The 23,920-nt window shown below is 45.5% G+C and carries 17 protein-coding genes and 1 tRNA gene; 9 read left to right on the top strand and 9 right to left on the bottom strand.

Annotated elements, in window-relative coordinates; all coding sequences use genetic code 11:
• Positions 1-13: 13 nt before the first annotated feature.
• From R3O62_RS19500 to R3O62_RS19535, 8 genes are all read right to left on the bottom strand, one after another.
• Positions 14-1,570, bottom strand: coding sequence for a beta-N-acetylhexosaminidase (locus tag R3O62_RS19500; RefSeq protein ID WP_317472805.1), 1,557 nt, complete (start codon positions 1,568-1,570; stop codon positions 14-16).
• A gap of 104 nt (positions 1,571-1,674) precedes the next feature.
• Positions 1,675-3,540, bottom strand: a complete 1,866-nt coding sequence (locus tag R3O62_RS19505) for a RagB/SusD family nutrient uptake outer membrane protein (protein ID WP_032531681.1) — start codon at positions 3,538-3,540, stop codon at positions 1,675-1,677.
• 14 nt (positions 3,541-3,554) lie between these two features.
• Positions 3,555-6,992 carry a TonB-dependent receptor gene (locus tag R3O62_RS19510; RefSeq protein WP_317472806.1) on the bottom strand — a complete coding sequence of 1,146 codons (3,438 nt, stop codon included), beginning with the start codon at positions 6,990-6,992 and terminating at the stop codon, positions 3,555-3,557.
• Between the two features lie 137 nt (positions 6,993-7,129).
• Positions 7,130-8,128 carry a FecR family protein gene (locus tag R3O62_RS19515; RefSeq protein WP_005821151.1) on the bottom strand — a complete coding sequence of 333 codons (999 nt, stop codon included), beginning with the start codon at positions 8,126-8,128 and terminating at the stop codon, positions 7,130-7,132.
• Positions 8,129-8,217: 89 nt separating this feature from the next.
• Positions 8,218-8,775 carry an RNA polymerase sigma-70 factor gene (locus R3O62_RS19520; RefSeq protein WP_317472831.1) on the bottom strand — a complete coding sequence of 186 codons (558 nt, stop codon included), beginning with the start codon at positions 8,773-8,775 and terminating at the stop codon, positions 8,218-8,220.
• A 178-nt stretch (positions 8,776-8,953) separates the two neighbouring features.
• A complete protein-coding gene (gene pulA, locus R3O62_RS19525) occupies positions 8,954-10,954 on the bottom strand; it encodes a type I pullulanase (RefSeq protein WP_317472807.1) in 2,001 nt (666 codons plus the stop codon).
• 49 nt (positions 10,955-11,003) lie between these two features.
• Positions 11,004-11,570: a crossover junction endodeoxyribonuclease RuvC gene (gene ruvC, locus R3O62_RS19530; RefSeq protein ID WP_005780571.1), complete on the bottom strand. Its 567-nt coding sequence runs from the start codon at positions 11,568-11,570 to the stop codon at positions 11,004-11,006.
• Positions 11,567-11,869: a DUF4286 family protein gene (locus R3O62_RS19535; protein WP_005821157.1), complete on the bottom strand. Its 303-nt coding sequence runs from the start codon at positions 11,867-11,869 to the stop codon at positions 11,567-11,569. The genes ruvC and R3O62_RS19535 overlap by 4 nt, the downstream gene beginning before the upstream one ends.
• A 114-nt stretch (positions 11,870-11,983) precedes the next feature.
• Here R3O62_RS19535 and R3O62_RS19540 point away from each other — a divergent pair.
• A tRNA-Ala gene (locus R3O62_RS19540) sits at positions 11,984-12,057 on the top strand.
• A gap of 162 nt (positions 12,058-12,219) precedes the next feature.
• On the opposite strand, the gene R3O62_RS19545 is transcribed toward R3O62_RS19540, so the two are convergent.
• Positions 12,220-13,356, bottom strand: coding sequence for a hypothetical protein (locus tag R3O62_RS19545; protein ID WP_317472808.1), 1,137 nt, complete (start codon positions 13,354-13,356; stop codon positions 12,220-12,222).
• A 540-nt stretch (positions 13,357-13,896) separates the two neighbouring features.
• Here R3O62_RS19545 and pheS point away from each other — a divergent pair.
• From pheS to R3O62_RS19585, 8 genes are all read left to right on the top strand, one after another.
• A complete protein-coding gene (gene pheS, locus R3O62_RS19550; protein WP_005780578.1) occupies positions 13,897-14,916 on the top strand; it encodes a phenylalanine--tRNA ligase subunit alpha in 1,020 nt (339 codons plus the stop codon).
• A gap of 169 nt (positions 14,917-15,085) precedes the next feature.
• Complete coding sequence (locus R3O62_RS19555) at positions 15,086-16,279, top strand: MFS transporter (RefSeq protein ID WP_005780580.1); 1,194 nt, start codon at positions 15,086-15,088, stop codon at positions 16,277-16,279.
• Entirely contained in the window at positions 16,276-16,953 is a 678-nt protein-coding gene (gene nth, locus R3O62_RS19560; protein ID WP_005780583.1) for an endonuclease III, read from the top strand. The genes R3O62_RS19555 and nth overlap by 4 nt, the downstream gene beginning before the upstream one ends.
• 89 nt (positions 16,954-17,042) lie before the next feature.
• A complete protein-coding gene (locus R3O62_RS19565; RefSeq protein WP_005807633.1) occupies positions 17,043-18,302 on the top strand; it encodes a phosphoglycerate kinase in 1,260 nt (419 codons plus the stop codon).
• 7 nt (positions 18,303-18,309) lie between these two features.
• On the top strand, positions 18,310-19,329 hold the full coding sequence (locus R3O62_RS19570) for an ABC transporter substrate-binding protein (RefSeq protein WP_317467111.1): 1,020 nt from the start codon (positions 18,310-18,312) through the stop codon (positions 19,327-19,329).
• Positions 19,330-19,348: 19 nt separating this feature from the next.
• Positions 19,349-20,383 (top strand): porin, encoded by a 1,035-nt coding sequence (locus tag R3O62_RS19575; RefSeq protein ID WP_317467108.1) that lies wholly within the window; start codon positions 19,349-19,351, stop codon positions 20,381-20,383.
• An 11-nt stretch (positions 20,384-20,394) separates the two neighbouring features.
• Positions 20,395-21,585 (top strand): DUF418 domain-containing protein, encoded by a 1,191-nt coding sequence (locus R3O62_RS19580; RefSeq protein WP_032531675.1) that lies wholly within the window; start codon positions 20,395-20,397, stop codon positions 21,583-21,585.
• Positions 21,586-21,588: 3 nt separating this feature from the next.
• Positions 21,589-23,787 (top strand): tetratricopeptide repeat protein, encoded by a 2,199-nt coding sequence (locus R3O62_RS19585; RefSeq protein ID WP_101603375.1) that lies wholly within the window; start codon positions 21,589-21,591, stop codon positions 23,785-23,787.
• The last annotated feature ends 133 nt before the right edge of the window (positions 23,788-23,920 follow it).

The following is a 23,920-nucleotide window of genomic DNA, read 5'->3' on the forward strand; positions in this document are numbered from 1 at the left end:
TAAGTTTCTTTTTTTAATCCCATTTATAATTTACGTCTACCTCCTTTTTCAAGGCAGGGCCGAATGAATACCCCTGTTGTTCGAACCATGGTTGCTTCAGAAGAACTTTACCGTAAAACTCATCGAAACTCAACGGTTTGCCGGAATACCACATTTGTTCGGCAAGCGCAAGAATACGCGGAAAGACACGACGGTCGATCCTATCTTCCGTTACTCCATCGTCTGTCCACAGTGCAGAACTCATTCCGAGGATAAGCGGGTTTTCTTCCCGTGGCCTGTAAGAGGGATTATGCAGATACACATCTTCCAGATCGAAAGTGCGGTCTTTGGTATATCCCCTCCAAGGAGTGAGCGGGAAGTTCAGATAGCTGTAATAGTTCGTACCGCAAATCACCGGGTAATTATGCCTGACAGCGTTCTTCAAAGCCAGATCCTTGTGCCCTCTCCAGTTCCACCACTGTATAACCACATTATCCGGCAACGGATAACCATCCTTATAAATCACATCGCCCCAAAAGATAGCCTTCCGTCCTTTCTGTTTCAGGTAATTTGCCATTCGAGCCGAAAACCATAATTGCAGGTCATGGCTGTCCTTCAGTTTTTCTTTCGCAATCCGTGCCTGACAATCCGTACATTTATCCCAGTTTCCCTTAGGAGCCTCATCACCTCCGAGATGAATATAAGCGGATGGAAACATCCGGCACACTTCGTCCAGTACATTCTGCAGGAAGGTGAGTGTACTGTCTTTGCCGGCGCAAAAAATATTCTGTGTAAAACCGCTTTGGGGCACTTTCACCGGAATGTTGAAACATCCCAACCGCGGATACGAATTAAGTGCGGCCTCCGCATGTCCGGGCATGTCGATCTCGGGAACAACCGTGATACCGAGGTCTGCCGCATAGCTGACAATCTCCTTTACCTCTTCCTGGGAATAAAATCCCTGTTGCTCCGGTCCCTGTCCTACGAAAGCTCCGATCCGTGTCAAAAGCGGATAGCGTTTTATCTCGATACGCCAACCGAGACCCTCGGTCAGATGCCAATGAAAATAATTCATTTTCAGCATCGAAGCCATATCGATATATTTCTTGATGGTAGAGACCTTTTGATACTGGCGTCCCGAATCCAGCATAAAGCTACGCCATTTCACCCGTGGAAAGTCAGTGATTTCCGCACAAGGAAATATAAGTTTGTCCCCTTCCCGTGTACCCCATTGTCTCAGGCTCTGAACGGCATAAATAAAACCGGCGTTATCTGCCGCACGAACAGTCATTTTCTCGGGAGTAACAAGAATGCGATAACCCTCTGCGGGAAGTGTGGCATCTTTCTCCCAGGAGATTTGGCTGTGCCCCTTTTCACTACACCATTCCACGGCACTTTTCGGTATCAGTTTTTCATAAAACAAATGCAGGAAAGAAGCGGAAGCATCTTGAGCATGCATCCGTATCTTGCCTTGGAGTTGCAACTGTCCATTGGCTTTTTCGAGGTAATCAGGTGTAGGTAAGATCGTTTGTCCGCACAGACGGACGGCGTGCGAACCGAGGAAAAGCAGTATTAAAATCAGGTATTTCATCTAAACATAGTATTTATAGTGTGACAAGAAACTGTCCAAAGATAAGAATTTCTCGGGACAGTTTCTTATCACACGGTTAAAACCATTTATCAATCAGGAAGGGGCTACTCTACTCCGTCATCCCAACCCGGATTTTGAGCAAGCTGAGGATTCAGCACCCTTTCATTACGTGGAATAGGATTCAAGTAATAATATTCGGGCCAAGTATGGGTTTGTACAGGATGGAATTCAAGATATCCCTCTGCGCCACCTCCGTCAATCGTCACCTTCGTTCCAGCGGGAAAGTCCGATGTCTTGACATACATACCCAACTTCTTCTTTAACGCGTAATGGCACTTCTTCCATCTCCGCAGATCGTCGAACCTGAACCCTTCGGAGAATAACTCGATACGCCGTTCGCGGCGAATCTCCCATAACAAAGGATTGACAGCATAGTCACCCGGATAAGCAGGATCGCCCAGATCGCGCTTAGGATCGAAAGCGGCGTTGATTTCCGCCACTTTCATAGGTGCCACGTTAGCACGGATACGCAGTTTATTAATTGTCTGATCGGCCGCGGACTGATCGAATTCACCCAACTCACACGTTGCTTCAGCATAATTCAGCATCACCTCTTCTACCCGGAAGATGGGCATATCGGTCTCTTCATTTCGCTGCGATCCCATCGACAAATAAGTACAATAATACTTCCAGTTATTATACCCGAAAGCCGATTTGTACCAAGGCTGATTTTCCAAATAGAAATCGAAATGCGGAACTGCTCCCAGAATACCTCCGTCATAACCCTGGCGGAAAGGTAACGTCTTCTGTCTCTCTTTGCCGCTTCCATACCCTATTCCCAACCGGATATTCAGGCTATCGATAAAGCTCCTGTCCTTAGCGACATCGGTAAACTCCCACTTATTCCCCCAAGCATCGGTAGAAGCCGATCGGTCAATTCTGTATGGAGGAGTCACTTGCAGCCAGAGTCGATGATCCCGGCAACTGAACTCACTGTACATATCCTTATCTCCCTGGAACAACGGACTGTTCCAGCGGGTTTTCCCATCCGAACAGAGATAGCTGTCCACCAAGTCACGAGTCGGGTTATAGTAGGACGATCCGGTTGTTCCCTGAATGCTGGTATCATGTACTACGTTTTCCGCATTCGAGAACTCCCGATAGAGTATGACTCCCGGTACATCTTTCAGGTCGAGTGAACAAAACAGATCATCGTAGTTACTGCAAATTTCAGGATAGCTGTTCATAACCTCGGCAGACACCCGTTTACATTCTTTCAGAAAAGTTTCGGCATCATTCAACCCATGATATTTTCTCCATGTTCCTTCAAAAAGACAGAAACGGGACATAAATGCCTGTACGACGGCTCTGTTAATCGTATTACTGCCATCACCATTGACGTTGATATGCTGCTCGGCATATTGCAAATCTTCAAGAATATGCTTCGCGATTTCGTCTCTGGAAGCACGGGGACCGTTGATCAACTCTGTATCATTATCACTTAATACTCGGTCTATCCAAGGTACGCCGCCGTAAGCAGACAGTAATGAAAAATAGCGGTATGAACGAAAGAAGTATCCGACACTTTTCCAATGCGCCTTCTCAGTCTCAGTCATCTGGGAACCGTCTATCCGTCCCAACATCAGATTGACACGACGGATAAAACCATAATAATCCCAAGTTGTATTATTCCTCTTATCAGGCACAGTGACCAGTCCCCTGATCCAGTTGCTTTCGCTGCTTCCCCGCGTCTGATTATACGAGATATCGTCTGTTGAAGTATCACCGTATCCTAATTTCGGAAGTGTTTCATACAATCCCCAGGCATATGCCTTAAAGTTATCATACGTCACAAAGGCCGTCTCTTCCGTCGGATTGCCCAACGGATACCTTTCCATAAAATCATTGTTCAGGCAACCGGTAAAAGCGATCGCACTGAGTATAAACAAGGCAAATGTATATTTCTTCATACTATTTCGGTTATTTAGAATGTGACATTAAATCCAAGTGAAAATTTCTTCATAAACGGATACTCCCATGCTCCTTTTGAAAGCATATCCGACTCCAGACCTTCCGGTAAATGATCCCATGTATGAAGGTTTTCCCCACTGAAGAAGACCTTGACTTCGTCAAAGTAAACTTGTTTAGACCACGCTTTAGGCAATGTATAAGACAAGGTGATATTTTGCAGTTTCACATAAGCCGCATTGGCCAGATACTTGGTTTGCTTCCAGCGATTCGAACCGGTATTCACACCATTGTTTGCATATACTCTCGGAAAATAAGCATCTGTATGCTCCGGTGTCCAGAAGTTAAGGGTTTCTTTAAACAAACTTCCCCATGTACCTGTAGGCCATGCAATCTGGTCAGTACGCCAAAAGTCACGCTTACCCACACCACGAAGAAAAATGGAAAGATCGAATCCCTTCCAGCTCAAACCTGCATTGATTCCGTAATGGAAACGCGGTGTAGAATTACCGATAATACGTTGGTCACCCGGATCGTCTGCTGTCCCTTTTCCAGTCCAGATGGTACTGGCATCATCATCAAAATTCTTATAAAGCACATCCCCCGGATACACTTTTCCAACTCCCTTCGGGATAGGAATACCTTCTTTAAGGGTTCCGTCGGCATTGAAATCGTCTTCTTTATAAAAACGGTCGGTTACATATCCCCAGATCTCACCAATCTTCTGTCCTTTCCGATAAGTACCCAACAAATTGGTTTCATTGTTAAACTTAGTAATCTCACTCTGTGAATCATAGAGATTAAATCCGATACGGTAACTGAAATCTTTGATACGGTCTCTCCAGTTGAGTTCCAGTTCCCAGCCATAGGTCTTCAGATCTGCGGCATTTTGCTTGGCGGCAGCTACTCCCACCACCCAAGGCAAATCCATACCCGGTGCCAGCATACCTTTCGTATCACGCCGGTACCAGTCGAAAGTTCCGTTCAGCCTGTTATCAAAAAATCCGAAGTCGACACCGAAGTCAAGCGTATATACTTTCTCCCAGGTAAACGCATTGCTGACCATAGCCGGCGTAGACAGAGTCGTAGGTCTTTTGCCGTCTACCAGCCAATTGGTTAGTCCCGGAGCCATTTCCGGTATATACGGATAATTGTCCGGTGTACCGTCAGACAGCAAAATGATCTGATTTCCTATCGATCCCCAGGACGCACGAAACTTTAAATTAGACAGAACACTCCGGGTTCCTGTCATAAAAGGCTCTTCCGAAATGCGCCACCCTCCCGAGAAAGAAGGGAAAAAACCGAAACGATTGTTTTTAGGGAAACGTGAAGTTCCGTCATAACGTCCGTTAGCTTCGACCATGTACCGATCCTTGTACGAATAATTAACGCGGTAAAAGAGTCCCCTAAGGGCATATTCATTGAATGTGTCTGTAGCCGTTGTAGTTCCGGTAGCTCCCGATATGGACGGCAGGTTGCCCAACAACACATCTTTTCTTTCCGTCCACTGTGATTCAGCATGATTCTCTTCCTGGTTGAATCCACCCATCACCCCTATATTATGATTACCTATTGAAAAGTCGTAATTTGCAAAAACGTTGATCGCATTGTAGTTGTTAAATCCCTGAGTCAGTGCATACCGCGTGTTCTCCGTATTATTCAGGACACCGGTAAAATTCATTCCGATGTATTTATACTGGTTCACATACATGCGGTTGTAATTCGTCACCCTGTTATATGTGTATTCACCTGTTATCTTCAGGTTCTTCAGAGGTGAAATAATAATACGTCCCAAAGCTCTGAAGTCAGTTTTTTTAACGATGCGCGGTTCTCCATAACGGATGTAAGTGGCGGAAGTTTCGGCGGGATAAGTAATCCCATCCACTTCATAAGGCGAAATATTCTGATAAGAAGGGAGTTGCATGGCACTTCCCCAGATTCCGTTCCTTCCGCCTTGTTCCACTTTGTTCTGGGTAGAATTGGCATACCGTATATCCAATTGGGTCGTCAGCCATTTGTTGACCTCCACACTAAGGAAGCTCGACAGATTGGCACGTTCATATCGGTCCTTATCGGTAATCAGAATTCCGTCTTCGTTGGTATAGCCCAAACCGATACGGTAATTCGTTCTGGAACCTCCTCCCGAAACCGAGAAACTATGGTTTTGCATAAAGCCATAATTGTCCATCATATCCGCAAACATGTCGTTTTCTCTCATCAGGAACAGATTCCCGTTTTCGTCGAAAACATACCCTTGAGGATATTTGGAAGGATTATCCATATAATCACGTATATACGTTTCCCACTGAGGTATATTCTTACCATCCACATACGTATCATTAGGCCATCCCATTTCCTTATATGCCAATATGGACTCCAGCGGGTTCGCCTTTTGCGGTAATTCCAATGCCTTGGAGAACGAGAAATTGTTATTATAATTAAACTTAGGCGCCATGTCCTTTTTTCCCTGCTTAGTGGTGATAAGAATCACTCCAAACGCTGCACGCGCCCCGTAAATGGCTGCAGAAGCTGCATCCTTCAAGACAGAGACCGATTCAATATCCTGCGGATCGATCATATTGATATCCATCGGAACATTATTAACCAATACCAGAGGACCGCCACCATTGATAGAAGTAGTTCCACGGATGTTATACGACAAATTGTCACCGGGTGTACCGGTTGTACCTTCAATTTTTAATCCCGGAACAACTCCCTGCAGAGCTGCCGTAACATTCGTTATCGGACGGTCACCCAGTGTCTCCTGTATATTGACGGAGGTAACGGCTCCCGTCAGATTGACTTTCTTTTGTGTTCCAAAGCCGACCACCACCACTTCATCCATCAACTTTGAATCCTCCTTCAACTGAATGACGAGCTGGTTTTTCCCATTGGTACTGACCTCTTGCGGCAGATAACCGATATACGTAACCTGCAGTTTGCCGTCCGCAGGAACTTCTAACGTGAACTCTCCGTTGAGATTCGTGATCGTAGCCTGCTTACTGCCTACGGCAAGTACATTGGCCCCTATGAGAGGCTCACCGGTAATGCCGGTTACCTTACCCGTTATTTTTTTCATCTGGACAGTTTGCTTGACAGCAGCTTTCTCTTTTGGCTGCACAGAAGGAGTAATAACTATATGTTCAAGTTCATAGCTACAAGTAAACCCGGTATTCTTCAAAAGAGCATCCATCACAAAAGCAAGCTTTTTGTCTATAAAGTTTTCCTTAATTTTCTTGTTTACATCCAGCTTGGTCTGATTGTATGTCACACTTAACTTGGTTTGCTGCTCTATCTGTTCGAATACTTTTTGCAAAGATTGATTGTTACCATATACACTTATTCGCTGATTCTGCCCGTAAGCAGTGTTATAAATGCATAAAGCGAGAAGTAAAAGGACTATTTTATGAATTTTTACGGATAGAATATTCCTTAAATTGATTTTTAATTTCATAATTTTGTGAGTTAATCAATTAATACTGTTTAAAGTCTCTAAAGGTTAAAAAGTTTTTGATTGATTTCGGGGATCGGAAATGGGTGTGGTAATTTGTTTCCGGTTCCCTTTTTTTCATATGGCAGCTCTCCTTTCTTTTATTTTAGCGGACAAATAGATATGGTTTCGTCCTTCCCCACTTTATAGGTGATACCTCCTACAGTTTTTGTCACAATGTCCAAAACATGAAAGATACTATCACGGTACTTAAACTTTATTGTATAAAGATCCGAGTTGATACGGTCCGATTCTGTCAGATCGGATGATAACCGGATGGATACAGCATATCTTCTTTCCAGCGTTTTCAGGATTTCCCTAAATGATTGAGAGACAAAATTCATTTCACCTTTGGTCCAGCCCGAATAGACGGAGGCGTCTATATTCCTTTTATAAAACTTTCCATCCCGGTTTTCATACTCCAGTTGCTGGTTGGGTTCTAAAGTAACAAAACAATCCGTCTGATTCTTCTTCCTAACGGCAACAGAACCGGTCTCCAATGTGGTAATCGTTCTCTTATCCAAAGGATACGCCTGCACATTAAACTGAGTACCCAGCACACAGACATCCAGGTGATTAGTCTCTACCACAAAAGGAAGTTTCTTGTCTGGTGCAACCTTAAAATGCCCCTCGCCCGAAAGATATACGGAACGGGTGTCGCCTGTAAAATGTGTGGGATATAAAAATACAGACCCGGAATTCAGGGTGATGACCGAACCATCGGGAAGTGTGACTTCTTTTTGTTCACCCTTGGGGACAATACATTCGACAAAACGGACATCGTGCGTATGCAGCCTGACATATACATAGGCAGTAGCAATGGACACCAACGGAATAAGTAGAAAAGCTGCTATACGTGCCCACCGATAAAGGTTTGACGGCTTACATAAAGGAAAGCCTGCTTTTTTTTGAAACTTCCGTAAAGAATGTCGGGTACAGGCATCTGCCGCAGGATGATAATCATCCCATATCTGATGGAGTGCTTTTTCTTTCCGTTCCTTGCCGGACGAATCAAGGAGCCATGTCCAGACTTTGCTTTTAAGATCCGGACTGGCTGTAAAAGCCATAAAGTTGCGTATAATTTTGTATGCGTCAGACATAGTATATTTTATGGGTTATGTATATAAGATACGTAACCCGCCAAACACACACAGTCTGAAAGAGATTTTTCGATAATAAACTACTAAGTTTATACGATGGTAGCCATAATAACCAAGAGCAATATTTTGCGTATATCGGCCAGAGCCTGGGTCAGATGATTTTCAACCGTACGCTTACTAATGTTTAATTCACGGGCTATTTTCTCATTACTCAGTCCCTGTTCGCGGCTCATCCGGTAGATCTTCTTCCTTTGGGCAGGCATTCTCTCTACAGCGATGGCTATGATCAGTTCCAATTCTTTTGCATCAAGTTCCGCCTCTGTTTCACAATGTTTCGGATGATCATCCGATATTTGCCAGGATTGATAATTTTGAAATAGCAGGGAACGTTCGATATGCCGGAAAACCGCATTCCGGGCAATACGGAACAGGTATGCATCCAGATTGTCTATCAATTTCAAGTTTCCCCGATTCTGCCACAATAATGCAAAAATATCCTGAGAGATATCTTCCGCCTCTTCAGCATTCTGCAACAAGCCATTAATGAACCCTTTTATTCGAGGGTAATAATCCAGAAAAAAAGCCTCAAACTTTTGAGGACTTTCCAGATTATCCGTATCGGCCGGAGACTTCCTTATAAATTTCATCATACAGATATTTTAAGATTGCTCTATGCACACATATCCCACAAATCAGGACAGTTTTTTAGAGATAATCCACTTAGGTTAACTTTATATTTGTTTTTTATGCCCTTATAATTTTTTATTATCAGCATTTACAAAGTTAAGCCCGGATTATCTCCGGGCTTTCTCCATATGACTGATACTACTGGTGGATGATCAGTGCCGACTGTGCCGGAACCATTATCTCCGGACCGTACAACAGCCCCAAACCTCGCTCATCAATTACCCCATCTTTGCAGACAACGGTGTATTTGCCTTCAGGTATTGTCAGTTTGGCCGGAACGGAACGAGCATTGAGCACTACGATTATATTGTCCCAAGAGTCTCCGTTCGCACGATCTTTCAAACGAAAAGCTATCAGATTAGTGCCCTCCACTGGAAGAAATTCCAGATATTTACGCACCATCTCCGCATCGCCCATACGGAAAGCGGGATGTGCCTTACGAAGACTGATCAGACGTTTATAGTAAGTGAATACATCTTCATGGAGGGTTTTGCGGTTCCAATCGATGGCATTAATGGAATCGGGGCTTTCAAAACTATTATGCACCCCTTTCTTATCGCGCATCACCTCTTCACCGGCATAAATGAACGGAATACCTTGCGAGGTAAACACCGCCGTTTGTGCCAGTTTATCGAGCCGTGCAAGCTGTTCGGGAGTAATATCGGGAATACTTGACTTCAGACGGTCCACCAGGCACATATCATCATGGCAGGACACGTAACTGATCATTTGAGTCGGCTGGGCAGCCCAAGGAGCTTTGCTGTAATTCACAGAGTCGTTGTTGACTTGAGGATGCTGGATAGCTCCGACAATTCCGAATTTAATGCTTTCTTCTCCACCGGGAATTCCGGCGAGGAAAGCTCCTTTATGGTTATCATTGAAAGGACCACGCAACGCATCACGCAGTTCGTCAGAGAAAGCGGCAATACCGGGCATCTCGAAAGTATTGGCCTTCATAGCCAGCGAATCCCCCGGATACTGTGGTGCCTCCGCAGCCCAACCTTCACCATAAATAATGATAGAAGGATCAGTGGCATTGACTGCCTTGCGGATTTCATTCATTGTCTCGATGTCGTGAATGCCCATCAGGTCGAAGCGGAAACCGTCTATATGATATTCTTTAATCCAGTGGAGCACGGATTCGATCATATACTTACGCATCATGGGACGGTTGCTTGCCGTTTCGTTGCCGCAAGCCGAACCATTTGCCAGCGAACCATCGGGTTTCTGACGGTAGAAATATCCCGGAACCGTACGCTCAAAGTTGCTTCCGTCAGTATTGTACGTGTGATTGTACACCACGTCGAGTACTACCCGAATACCGGCTTTGTGGAGCGCCTGCACCATCTGTTTGAATTCACGGATGCGAACAGCCGGATCATAAGGATCAGTAGAATACGAACCATCGGGCACATTGTAATTTTGCGGATCATATCCCCAATTGTATTTATTTTCATTCAGTTTGGTTTCATCCACTGAGGCATAGTCATAAGATGGCAGGAGATGTACATGGGTGACTCCCAGTTCCACCAGATGGTCAATACCGGTAAGCAACTTGGCAGGATTCAGTGTCCCATGTTCGGTCAGAGCCAGAAACTTCCCTTTGTTCCGAATGCCCGACGTGGAGTCAACAGAAAAATCACGATGGTGCATCTCGTAGATGACTGCATCCGCAGGTGATTTCAACGGCGGACGCTGATCGTTTTCCCACCCCTGCGGATCGGTGGATTTCAGGTCGATAATGGCGGCACGCTTTCCGTTTACCCCCACCGCTTTGGCATTGATACCCGGCGTATCTCCCATCCATTTATCGTTTACCTTGACATTGAATGTATAGAATTTCCCCATCAGATCTTTACTGACCGTTGCTGTCCAAGTGCCTTCCTCACCCGGCTCCATAGGAATTGTTTCGTAAGCATGCCCTCCTTCACCCGAATCAAACAACATCAGACGAACTTCATCGGCGGTAGGTGCCCAAAGGATAAACTTAGTAGCCTCCGGTGAATACTCCATCTCCGTGAGACTGCCCGAACGCACCGGATACAGCTCGTAAGACGCATATTCTTTCTTGGCAGGAGTACAACTGACTACAGCCGTGGCCGCAGTCACTCCGATAAAGGCAAGATAGTTCATTTTCATGGTTTTTCTCTCTATTAAATTATTATCTGATTAATTGAGTAGCCCACGGCTACTTCACCCTTTCCGGGTTTTTGGCTATAAAATCTTTCCAACCGCTATACCCTTTCTCCATCACAGGACGCCCCATCTGCAGGAAATGACAATAGGCAGCTGCTAGTCCGTCGGTAGCATCCATAAAGACAGGCATGTCTTCTTTGGCAAAATGCAGCATGCGTTGCAGCATGTCGGCCACTTGCTCTTTTGAAGCCTGCCCGTTACCGGTAATAGCCATTTTTATTTTAAGCGGAGCATATTCGGTAATAGGAATATCTCGACTCAGCGCGGCAGCCATTGCCACTCCTTGTGCACGTCCGAGTTTCAGCATAGACTGCACGTTTTTCCCGAAGAAAGGGGCTTCAATCGCCAGTTCATCCGGCAAGTAGCTTTCAATGATGCTCAGTACCCGTTCATGTATATGGCGCAGTTTAAGGTAATGATCGCCGAATTTACGCAGGTCGATAATCCCCATGGCAATCATCTCCGGCTTAGTCCCCCGGACACGCAACACTCCGTATCCCATGATCGTTGTACCGGGATCGATGCCCAGAATAATCTTCTCTTTAACCGGCTGAATCACTCCAGTACCTCCATCAATGTCGGAAATCCGACTACTTTATCCTTGAATATCTTTACCAACTCTTGGTTAAGCCGTGCACCTTGTTCCTGATGCCAGCGATGCAAAAGGCTGGAATTATCCACCTCCCATTGGAGTGAATAAGAAGTGCCCTCGTCACGATGGCTCAACACACGGCAGATACGTGGTGCACGGAGTACTCCGTGTTTCTCTACTTCAGGGATATAACTTTCTTTGATCCAGATCAGGAAATTGTCATGAACCTCGTCATCCACCTGAAAAGTGGTATTGTATATCAGCATATTTTTTATCTTTTGATGATTATTTCCGCAAACATAGCAATTATTTCAGAATAATGCATTATATTTGCCGCATCAAAACAGATAAACGTTCGCAAACGTTATCATGAAAACAACGGGGGGTTAGCTCATCTGGCTAGAGCGTAACACTGGCAGTGTTAAGGTGATCGGTTCGAGTCCGATACTCTCCACACCCAATTAATAAAAATAGTAAATATTTCATCATTAAAATGGGGAAATCCGTGAGGACTTCCCCATTTTGTTTTTTATCCAGTTCTACATCAGTTTGCCACAGATCATGGACCAATGTTCCTCCCAGACTCGATAGCCTCTCCCCTAGAGCAACTACACAATTAATGACCGAACCGGAAACGAAGTTTATGCCAAAAGCCATCTTCTTTCTTTTTTCCTTCCACCGATGCAACCTCGGAGTCTGTATGTGTCGTGGTCTCTGCTTCCACTTCTGTTACCACTTCTTGTATAGAGACCTTCACCTTTTTCTCAAAATTCCTTTTAATCCAAACTTCAAGGACTATTCCGGCATAATTCCAACTGCGTATAATTTTCAAATGATTTTCCAATAGCTGTATCTCCCACTCGATTTTTCTTACCTCTTCACGCAAACTAATGATCCGGTCATACAGCTTTGATTTGCAGCATTGCAATTTCCCCACTTCAGAACGTTGACCGCGCAGGTCTGTCGGCACCTCCGATGTCTCTACAAGCGCTTCTCCGGAGCTTGCGGCATCTTCGTCCTTTTCCGGCCCGGCTATTTTTATACGCTCCCGTCCGCCAAGTACCTCTTCCAGTGTTTTTAGACGATTCGACAATTCATCTTTCTCTTTTTCCAAGCATCTATTCTGCTTGGACAGACTCTCATTTCTGTTCCACAAATCAGTATTACGTCTGCGCGCAGCTTCTATCATTTGCCACTCTTCCATCTGTTGCTTCTTGAACCACTCAACGCTCTTCCGACTTCTGGAAAGTTCTGATTGAAGCCCATGGATGATTTCGTTTGTACTTGCGGGCAGATCACTCAACGTCTTCCTGAATTCCTTGATGTATTCGCATACAGAATCGAATCCCATTCTGGCGGCCACCTTTGAAAGAGGAGAGGCGGCAAAGGCACTATTAAACAATTTTTGCTCCTTGGTACTCAAGCCACCCACCACCATAGACAATATCCGGCGCACGATGGGCGCAAAGTCATCAAAGAGGCGCATCTTAAGCGCGGCATCTTCGTCCTTCTCAAGTTCCGCCTCAATGCGCCGTTCAAACTTCCCACAAAGTTGTTCGTAATTAGTGGTCAGGCGCGCCAACCGCTTCTCGTTTCCGATCAATCTCTGTACACTCTCGTCGTCAATCAACACCACGCTGCCCACAGTCGAAGAGGTTATCTCACACTCCCGTATCCATCCGAGCACCCGCGATTCGCTGATCCCATACTTATCAGATATACTTTTTACTGACATCCAATCGGCCATATCCATACAATTTAAGGTCTGCAAGATTGTACATAAGATCCGAAGCATCCGTAATTCACCTTATGACGAAAAGAATAGCTATCGTGCCCAATCACTCCCCCGCATCGGCTAAAATAATCATTTTTCACAGAACAACCTATTATTTGTAAAAAAAGAAAGTTATTTTTATTTTATCTCTTATATATGTCAATATGGTAGCGGTTGGAAAACCATTGAAAGGCATGCACGTTACCGACTCACTGCCCGAACTTATCTTGAAGTATCAACAAACCGAAAAAAGAAAGAAAAATATCTCTACCCTTCTGATTATTATACACCAATGAAAAACTGAAAAGCCACAAAAGTCATAAAGCAATTACCAAAGAAACATCTTTTTCCTTTATCATAGAGTTTCACTTCTTTGTTTCTCCTTTGTGTACCCCAAGTACTCTGTGATGAATTCAGCCGACTGACACATTTTATTTCTTTCTATCTCCTTTGATTGCAATATTATTGTTACTTTTGCAGCAATTTAAAGAAAAACCGAATAACAATAAATCGCAAGATATGATAGCTAAGATTAATCAACTTCTTGAAGAGGTAGCAGCCTTGAAGGCTGCCAATGCCGAAGAACTCGAAGCTCTCCGCATCAAATACCTTAGCAAGAAAGGAGCCATCAACGACTTGATGGCAGATTTCCGTAACGTGGCTGCCGAACAGAAAAAAGAAGTCGGCATGAGGCTCAACGAGCTGAAAACTAAAGCACAAGAGAAAATCAACGCACTGAAAGAACAGTTCGACAACCAAGACAACGGACAGGACGATCTGGACCTGACCCGTTCGGCTTACCCTGTGGAACTGGGCACACGTCACCCGCTCTCCATTGTACGCAATGAAATCATCGATATCTTTGCCCGTCTGGGATTCAACATCGCCGAGGGTCCGGAAATCGAAGATGACTGGCACGTGTTCTCAGCACTTAACTTTGCCGAAGATCATCCGGCACGCGACATGCAGGATACATTCTTCATCGAATCACACCCCGACGTGCTACTACGCACACACACTTCGTCGGTGCAGAGTCGCGTAATGGAAGTTTCACAACCACCTATCCGCATCATCTGCCCGGGACGCGTTTACCGTAACGAAGCCATCAGCTATCGTGCACACTGCTTCTTCCACCAGGTGGAGGCACTGTATGTGGACAAAGATGTTTCTTTCACCGACCTGAAACAGGTGTTGCTTCTCTTCGCCCAGGAGATGTTCGGTGCCGATACAAAAATCCGCCTGCGTCCATCCTACTTCCCGTTCACAGAACCCAGTGCTGAGATGGACATCAGCTGTAACATCTGCGGCGGAAAAGGTTGCCCTTTCTGCAAACATACCGGATGGGTGGAAATCCTGGGATGCGGCATGGTAGACCCCAATGTGCTTGATGCCAACGGAATTGACAGCAAAGTCTACAGTGGCTATGCCTTAGGTATGGGTATCGAACGTATCACAAACTTGAAATATCAGGTGAAGGACCTCCGGATGTTCTCCGAAAACGATACCCGTTTCCTAAAGGAATTCGAAGCGGCATATTGATTTACGATCAGGCGATTTACAATTTACAATTGAAATTACTTCCCGACATGAAGGAGGTAAGAAAGATGTGTAGAGAGTAAATCGTCTAATTCGCTTCAAACTTCGTGTTCTTCACAGGATGAAGTGGCTTCCAATCGCAAATCGTCCAACTGTTAATTATGAAACCATAATGAAAGATAGGCTTGTCACTCCCGGTTATGTCTTGATACTGGCAGCAAACTTCCTTTTGTACTTTGCCTTCTACTTGATTCTGCCTGTACTGCCTTTCTATCTGACTGAAGTTTTCCAAACCGGAAATGCGGCAGTAGGCGTTATTTTATCATGCTACACTGTGGCCTCGCTCTGTATTCGCCCCTTTTCAGGCTATCTACTGGACACACTGGCACGCAAACCGCTCTATCTGATCGCTTATTTCGTGTTCATAACCGTCTTCGCGGGATATATCCTGGCGGGAGTACTGTCATTATTCATTATGCTCCGTGTAGTGCACGGACTGGCCTTCGGTATGGTGACCGTAGCAGGAAACACCATTGTAATCGACATCACTCCTTCTTCACGACGAGGAGAAGCAGTAGGCTACTACGGACTGATGAACAACACCGCCATGAGTTTCGGACCGATGATCGGGCTTTTCATGCACGACACTTGTTCATTCGAAACCATCTTCCTCTGCTCACTTCTCTCCGGCACAGCCGGTTTTGTAGCTGCATGTCTGGTGAAGACTCCTGTCAAGCAACCGGTCAAGCGGGAGCCAATCTCACTTGACCGCTTCGTATTAATAAAAGGTATACCGGCCGGCGTTGCCCTGCTCTTGCTATCTATCCCCTATGGCATGACAAGCACTTACATAGCCATGTATGCCAAAGAAATAGGAATCACACTCAGCTCCGGTCTGTTCTTTACGTTCATGGCAATAGGCATGGCCGTCTCACGTATGTTCTCCGGACGGCAGGTGGACAAGGGACACATCACGCAGGTTATCACTCTGGGACTTTATCTGGTGTGCATTTGTTTCTTCACTCTTTCTGCCTGTGACAAACTGATGCAGATAAATCCCGAACTAACCGATGTGCTTTTCTTCATGGTAGCACTGCTGCTGGGAGTCGGGTTTGGCACCATGTTTCCAGCCTTCAACACGCTGTTTGTCAACTTGGCTCCGAACAGCCAACGCGGCACAGCCACTTCCACCTATCTCACTTCGTGGGATGTAGGCATCGGAATCGGGCTGGTTCTGGGCGGCTATATCGCCCAATTTACCTCGTTTGACATGGCCTATCTCTTCGGAGCCTGCCTGACAGTGATCTCCACCTTCTATTTTAACCTGAAAGTCGCACCTCATTATCATAAGAACAAATTAAGATGACAAAGAAAGAACGTTATGAAAAAGTAATCGCCTGGTTTCAGGAGAATGTACCCGTAGCCGAAACGGAACTGCATTACAACAACCCGTACGAACTGCTGATTGCCGTTATCCTCTCCGCACAATGTACTGACAAGCGGGTGAACATGATCACCCCGAAAATCTATCAGGACTTCCCCACCCCGGAAGCACTGGCCGCTACTACTCCGGAAGTGATATTCGAGTACATCCGCAGTGTCTCTTACCCTAACAATAAGTCAAAACACCTGGTAGGCATGGCACGAATGCTGGTGAGTGACTTTAACAGCGAAGTGCCCGGTACCCTTGAAGAACTGATCAAACTGCCCGGAGTGGGACGCAAAACGGCCAACGTCATCCAGTCTGTCGTATTCAACAAGGCGGCCATGGCTGTAGACACACATGTATTCCGAGTGAGCCACCGCATCGGACTCGTGGGTGATGCCTGCACGACTCCTTTCAGTGTAGAAAAAGAACTGACGAAAAACATCCCCAACGAATTGATTCCCATTGCTCACCACTGGCTTATTCTACACGGACGTTATGTCTGCCAGGCACGTACACCCAAATGTGAAACCTGTGGTTTGCAATTAATGTGTAAATATTACTGTGAGAAGTATAAAGTTAGCAAAGACACACCGAAGAGGAAGAATAAATAACGATTTCATAGCAAAAAAGAGAAATTAATACTAACTTTGCGGTCATCATAAAAGAAACTAACACTTTTAAAGTAAATAAATAAAGTATTATGCAGACAATTGACAATTTCAATTTTGCCGGTAAAAAGGCATTCGTTCGCGTGGACTTCAATGTACCCTTGGACGAAAACTTCAACATTACAGACGACACTCGTATCCGTGCTGCACTTCCTACGCTAAAGAAGATTCTGGCAGACGGTGGCAGCATCATCATCGGCTCTCACCTGGGCCGTCCGAAAGGCGTTGCCGACAAATTCTCTCTGAAACATATCGTTAAGCACGTGTCAGAACTGCTGGGCGTTGAAGTTCAGTTTGCTAACGACTGCATGGGCGAAGAAGCTGCCGTGAAAGCTGCCGCTTTACAACCGGGCGAAGTGCTGTTGCTCGAAAATCTCCGTTTCTACGCTGAGGAAGAAGGCAAACCGAGAGGACTGGCTGAAGACGCAACCGACGAAGAAAAAGCTGCTGCCAAGAAAGCCGTGAAAGAAAGCCAGAAAGAATTTACAAAGAAACTGGCTTCATACGCTGACTGCTACGTAAACGACGCATTCGGTACAGCTCACCGTGCACACGCTTCTACGGCGTTGATCGCCAAATACTTCGATGTGAACAATAAGATGTTCGGTTACTTGATGGAGAAAGAAGTGAAGGCCGTTGACAAGATATTGAACGATATCAAACGTCCGTTTACAGCCATCATGGGTGGTTCTAAAGTGTCTTCTAAGATCGAAATCATCGAAAACCTGCTGAACAAGGTAGACAACCTGATCATCACAGGCGGTATGACATATACTTTCACCAAAGCTATGGGTGGACAGATCGGTCTGTCTATCTGCGAAGATGACAAACTGGATCTCGCCCGCGAACTGATGCAAAAGGCTAAAGACAAAGGTGTAAATCTGGTATTGGCTGTTGACGCTAAGATCGCCGACTCTTTCTCTAACGATGCCAACACTAAATTCTGTCCTGTGAATGAAATTCCTGACGGATGGGAAGGTCTTGACATCGGTCCTAAATCAGAAGAAATCTTTGCCGAAGTGATCAAGAATTCCAAGACTATCCTTTGGAACGGCCCGACAGGCGTATTCGAATTCGAAAACTTCACTCACGGTTCACGCTCGGTAGGCGAAGCTATCGTAGAAGCTACTAAGAACGGAGCTTTCTCACTCGTTGGCGGTGGCGACTCTGTAGCTTGTGTCAACAAGTTCGGCCTGGCAAACGGTGTATCTTATGTTTCTACCGGTGGTGGAGCATTGCTTGAAGCAATCGAAGGAAAAGTTCTTCCGGGTATTGCCGCTATTCAGGAATAAGACTAAAGTGAATCACTATAAAACAGAAAAGGCAGCCCCTCACGGAGTTGCCTTTTTTAAAAGGAAAAAGTCAAGAGTGAAACCCTTTTTCAGCATCATATTACTGCTTCTTTTATCAGCCTGTGCAGACAAAAAAGAGGGACATACGCTGTCATCCGAACTTCAGCCTCTGACTTTCGGACTAATGCCTTCTTTCGACGGACTGCCTCATCTGATTGCCGCCCGTTACGGTGTTTATGATTCGCTGGATATAAAAGTCAACTTCATCACTTATGCCTCGGCAACCGATCGTGACGCTGCTTTCTTATCGGGCAAACTGGATGGTATGCTCACCGACTATCCGTGTGCCGCCCTTTTACAGACCAAAGGAGTCCGTTTGCGTCTGGTTATGGAAAATGATGGCTGCCTTAGCCTGATAACAAGCAAAAAATATGATGTCAGGAATCCGGAAGACCTAAAAGGGAAAAACATTGCCATCTCTTGCAATACCCTGATAGAGTATGCCACCGACGAAGTAATGAAACAGGCCCGTCTTACTCCCGGTGAAGCGAACAAACCCGAAATCAACAACATTTTTTTGAGGCTGATGATGTTGGAAAACGGACAGATCACAGCATCTTTCTTGCCCGGTCCGGCAACGGCAATCGCGGTAAACGACGGACACACAGTATTGCTGAATACAATCCAAATGGGGATACATTCCGCCGGAACGGCTTTCACAGAAGAGGCCATCAAAGAAAAAAACGAAGAAATAAGGAGGTTTATCACCGGATACAATCTCGGCGTGAAATACCTGCAAACTTATCCCCGGGATAAATGGGGGGAGATATTAACACAAGAATTCGGACTGCCGGAAACAGTGGCTGCCCAGGTGGACTTGCCCGATTATCGACCTGCCATGTGTCCGTCTTCTCACGACATAAAAAAAGCTATTGCCTGGCTGAAGAACAAAGGAGCAATCCCCGGTAACTATCAGGGTGAAAACTTAGTAGATACGACCTTCATTCCCGGCCAATTCAAACCATAATAAATACAACAAAGTAAAGATGAAAAACACATTCCTATTAACACTTGTGCTGCTACTGGCAAGCGGCAACCTGAATGCACAGGAAAAAAAAGAGGGTATGACGGTAAACAAAGTCGTCAATACGCTAAAAGAACGGATCACCCTTGCCGGATATGCGCAGCTGGGATATACTTATGACGATGCAGCGAAGAAAACCAATACATTCGACATCAAACGAATCATTTTCATGGCTCACGGACGAATCACCGACCGTTGGACCTGCGATTTCATGTACGACTTTTACAATGGAGGTATGCTGCTCGAGGTTTATACCGATTATCAGATTCTACCCGGACTGAAAGCCCGCATCGGAGAATTTAAAGTCCCTTATACGATCGAGAACGAATTATCACCCACGACAGTGGAACTGATTAACTGCTACTCACAGTCTGTGTGTTATCTGGCAGGGGTAAGCGGCAGTGACGTAGCTTGTGGCATGACATCGGGACGCGACATCGGTGCGATGATCCACGGAGGACTACTGAACGACCTGCTATACTACAAACTGGCGGTGATGAACGGACAAGGACTCAATATCAAAGATAAAAACAATCAAAAAGATATCATCGGCAATCTGATGGTAAATCCACTGAAATGGCTGTCGGTAGGCGGTTCGTTTATAAAAGGAACAGGACATGCCGTCGCCGATTCGGAAATAACCGGTATCCCGGCAGGGGAAAACTACACCAAAAATCGCTGGAGTATAGGAGGTATCATCACGACAAGCCCGTTCAGCCTCCGTTCCGAATATCTGGCGGGAAAGGACGGAACTGTGAAAAGTGACGGTTTTTATGCCACCGGAAGTTGCCGGCTCCTACGCAACTTCGACCTCGTAGCTTCATATGACTATTTCAACGCAGATAAAGCCATCGGCCGAAAACAGACGAATTACATAGCCGGACTGCAATATTGGTTCTATCCCAAATGCAGACTGCAAGCACAATATACTTTTTGCGACCGGAATAAGGGAAAAGACAGTAACCTGTTTCAGGCGCAGGTACAGGTAAGATTCTAAAACGATAATCAATGGAACATAAAATCAGCGAACCCAATGCCCGTGTAGACGTGGCCGATGTACTGAGAGGACTGGCTGTGATGGGGATCATCATCCTGCATAGTATCGAACATTTTAATTTCTACTCCTTTCCGGATGCCATCCCCGGCGAATGGATGAAGTTTACTGACAGAGCTATCTGGAACGGGCTCTTTTTTGTCTTCAGCAACAAAGCTTATGCTGTATTTGCCCTGCTGTTCGGCTTCAGTTTCTATATTCAGGATAACAACCAACAACGCCGTGGTAAAGATTTTCGCCTCCGGTTCATCTGGCGGATGGTGCTACTGTTCATCATCGGACAGTTCAACGCTGCTTTTTTTACAGGTGAAATACTGACGATGTATGCCATGCTCGGTCTGATACTCCCTCTGTTCTGTCGCCTCGGTAGCCGCAGTGTAGCCATCTTCGCTACCCTGCTTATCCTGCAACCGATAGATTGGTTCAAAGTGATCTATGCTCTCTGCAACCCGGATTATGTACCCGGTCCCAGCCTGGCTTCCCACTACTTCGGGATTGCTTTCGACGTGCAGAAAAACGGTACCTTCCTTGAAACGATCCGCATGAACCTCTGGGAAGGGCAACTTGCCAACCTGACTTGGGCATTGGAGCACGGACGCATTCTGCAAACGCCTGCCCTCTTCCTCTTCGGTATGCTGGTGGGACGTAAGGGACTATTCCTTTATAGCGAACAGAACGAACAACGCTGGCTCAAAGCATTAGGTATGTCACTCTTATGTTTCTTTCCATTATATGGTCTGAATAACATGCTGCCGGGATTCATCACGCGCGATGCCCTCCTGATTCCCTTGCAACTGATCATAAGCTCTTTGAGCAACCTCAGCTTCATGGTATTGCTGGTCAGCGGACTGCTTATCACTTTCTACCGTGTCAAAGACCGCAGATTCCTGATGCGTTTCACCTCGTATGGCAAGATGAGTCTGACAAACTACATCGGACAATCCGTCATTGGCTCACTTCTTTTCTACCACTGGGGGTTTGAATTGGGACGTTTCTTAGGAATTACTTACAGTTTCTTTTTTGGCATTCTTTTTGTACTTCTTCAAATGGCCTTCTGTTCCTGGTGGCTCGGTCACTTTAAACATGGTCCCTTCGAAGGCCTATGGAAACGCCTCACTTGGATTGGAAACAATAAACGAAAGTAAATTATGAACGAACAACTTATCAACGAACAATATCAATACATCCTCCGCCTGATCGGACAAAAACGACTGAAGGAGGCGCTGACTCAACTGGAATCATTCCTCTGGAAGTGTCCGGAATGGTCGCTCCGTACCCGCCTGGAGCAGATACAGACTTCGTACAACTATATGCTGCAATACATGCGCCAGGGGGTAGAAGACCCGGAGCGTAAGAAATTATATCAAAGATTGCTGGCCGATACTCTTGAAATCACCGATCAGGCACGTATTACACTACTCGACAGCGTATCAAGCCATTATTATCATCAATATCGTACGCGACGTACTGAGGAACTTTCTCCCCTTACCCTGGAGATGCTGATACACACGCTTGAATCGTTCAATGATGACCTGGCCGTAAGCGGATTCATTTCGGATCAAAACATGGATGAAGTTTTGAAACGTCACGAAGATAATCTGCGGATTCTGTTCTTGCAAACCTGGACCAATAGCAACTGGAGTACGGAAGAAAGTACAACTGCACAATCCATGCTTCAGTCCGAGTTACTTCCGGTGAACGATCTTTGCCTTTTTACAAGTGCCGTTACCCTTAGTCTGATGGAATGTTTCGATCTCCGAAAACTTCTGTGGCTGATAGATGCTTACCGTCACCCCAATGTACAGATCAGCCAGCGGGCTCTGGTAGGAATCGCTTTTATTCTCCATGCCTATTCACCACGTATCGATTTCTATCCGGAAATCAATTTACGTATCACGGCACTGATGGAAGAAACCGCGTTCGAAAAAGAACTGCTACGCGTACATATCCAAATACTTCTCAGTCAGGAAACGGAGAAAATCGACAAAAAAATGCGTGAGGAAATCATTCCCGAAATGCTGAAAAGCATGTCTCCCATGCGCAACATGAAGTTTGGTTTCGAAGAGTCCGATGAAGAGAAAGATGACACCAATCCCGACTGGGCCGATGCTATAGAGAAATCCGGACTGGGTGACAAGTTGCGTGAAATGAACGAATTGCAACTGGAAGGTGCCGATGTATATATGAGCACATTTGCACAACTCAAAAGCTATCCGTTCTTCAGGGAAATCTCCAATTGGTTCTATCCTTTCGACAGGCAACAATCGACTGTCATTAAAGAGTTTCGTAACCGGGAAACAGAAGGAGGAAGTCTGTTGGAAATCATCCTGCAGTCTGGTTTCTTCTGTAACAGTGACAAGTATTCGCTGTTCTTCACCATGCAGCAATTGCCGCAATCACAGCGTGACATGATGTTGAGCCAGCTCACGGAACAACAAATGGAAGAATTGGCAGATCAGTCGAAAGCCGAAACACTGAAGAAATTTTCCGAACGCCCCGATACGGTAAGTAACCAATATCTGCACGACTTATACCGCTTCTTCAAATTGAATATGCGAAGACAGGAATTTCGCGACTTGTTCAAAGAGACCATCTGCCTGTACAGCAATCCGGCATTGGAAGACATGTTGTTCAACCCGGATGCCCTGCTGGCTTTAGCCAACTTTCACTTCAGAAAAGAGCACTGGGAAAAAGCAGCCGAAGCCTATGACAAAGTCGCCTACATGGTCCCACGAGAGAATGAAGCTGAAGTTTACCAAAAGCAGGGCTACTCTCTGCAAAAACTAAAACGATATGCACAAGCCATCGAAGCCTATCGGAAAGCAGATACCCTCAAACCGAACAACTTATGGACTAATCGCCATTTAGCCATTTGTTATCGTCTCGACCGACAATTCCGCAAAGCTTTGGAATATTACCGAAAAGTGGAAGAAGTATTGCCGGAAGACACTAAAGTAATTTTCTATATTGGCAATTGCCTGGCAGAGACATGGAATTACGAAGAAGCACTGAACTACTTCTTCAAACTCGATTTCCTGGAAAGTGATTGCATCAAAGCATGGCGTGCCATCGGTTGGTGTTCGTTCATGACAGGAAAACGTGAACAAGCCATGAAGTACTATGATAAAGTGATTGCCCAAAAGCCGATGCCGGTAGACTACCTGAATGCCGGTCATGTGGCATGGTCATTGGGAGATATAGAGAAAGCCGTGCCTTTCTACTCCAAAGCCGCAGAACTCTATGGCAGTAAAGAGCAGTTCCTTGAGATGTTCCGCAAGGACGAGGATATCATCATAGGAAAAGGTATTACCCCCGATGATATTCCATTGGTTCTTGATCTGATTTAAAACAAACAAGAAAGAAAAAACGAACAGGGTGTCCGATTGTGGACACCCTGTTTTTTTATAACCTATTAATAATGAAGCTTCTAAATTCTGGCATACCTATTGATTCTTACTCTACAGAAAATAATCTGAAAAA

Origin of the sequence: Bacteroides hominis (assembly GCF_033042785.2) — a bacterium.
Taxonomy (GTDB): Bacteria; Bacteroidota; Bacteroidia; order Bacteroidales; family Bacteroidaceae; genus Bacteroides; species Bacteroides hominis.

Bases quoted from the DNA above. Each gene is read 5' to 3' on its own strand.
- R3O62_RS19555 (WP_005780580.1), top strand. From the start codon at position 15,086: ATGAAAGATAGGCTTGTCACTCCCGGTTATGTCTTGATACTGGCAGCA.
- R3O62_RS19500 (WP_317472805.1), bottom strand. From the start codon at position 1,570: ATGAAATACCTGATTTTAATACTGCTTTTCCTCGGTTCGCACGCCGTC.
- R3O62_RS19585 (WP_101603375.1), top strand. From the start codon at position 21,589: ATGAACGAACAACTTATCAACGAACAATATCAATACATCCTCCGCCTG.
- R3O62_RS19545 (WP_317472808.1), bottom strand. From the start codon at position 13,356: ATGGATATGGCCGATTGGATGTCAGTAAAAAGTATATCTGATAAGTAT.
- R3O62_RS19505 (WP_032531681.1), bottom strand. From the start codon at position 3,540: ATGAAGAAATATACATTTGCCTTGTTTATACTCAGTGCGATCGCTTTT.
- R3O62_RS19535 (WP_005821157.1), bottom strand. From the start codon at position 11,869: ATGCTGATATACAATACCACTTTTCAGGTGGATGACGAGGTTCATGAC.
- R3O62_RS19510 (WP_317472806.1), bottom strand. From the start codon at position 6,992: ATGAAATTAAAAATCAATTTAAGGAATATTCTATCCGTAAAAATTCAT.
- pulA (WP_317472807.1), bottom strand. From the start codon at position 10,954: ATGAAAATGAACTATCTTGCCTTTATCGGAGTGACTGCGGCCACGGCT.
- R3O62_RS19580 (WP_032531675.1), top strand. From the start codon at position 20,395: ATGGAACATAAAATCAGCGAACCCAATGCCCGTGTAGACGTGGCCGAT.
- nth (WP_005780583.1), top strand. From the start codon at position 16,276: ATGACAAAGAAAGAACGTTATGAAAAAGTAATCGCCTGGTTTCAGGAG.
- R3O62_RS19520 (WP_317472831.1), bottom strand. From the start codon at position 8,775: ATGAAATTTATAAGGAAGTCTCCGGCCGATACGGATAATCTGGAAAGT.
- R3O62_RS19575 (WP_317467108.1), top strand. From the start codon at position 19,349: ATGAAAAACACATTCCTATTAACACTTGTGCTGCTACTGGCAAGCGGC.
- R3O62_RS19565 (WP_005807633.1), top strand. From the start codon at position 17,043: ATGCAGACAATTGACAATTTCAATTTTGCCGGTAAAAAGGCATTCGTT.
- pheS (WP_005780578.1), top strand. From the start codon at position 13,897: ATGATAGCTAAGATTAATCAACTTCTTGAAGAGGTAGCAGCCTTGAAG.
- R3O62_RS19515 (WP_005821151.1), bottom strand. From the start codon at position 8,128: ATGTCTGACGCATACAAAATTATACGCAACTTTATGGCTTTTACAGCC.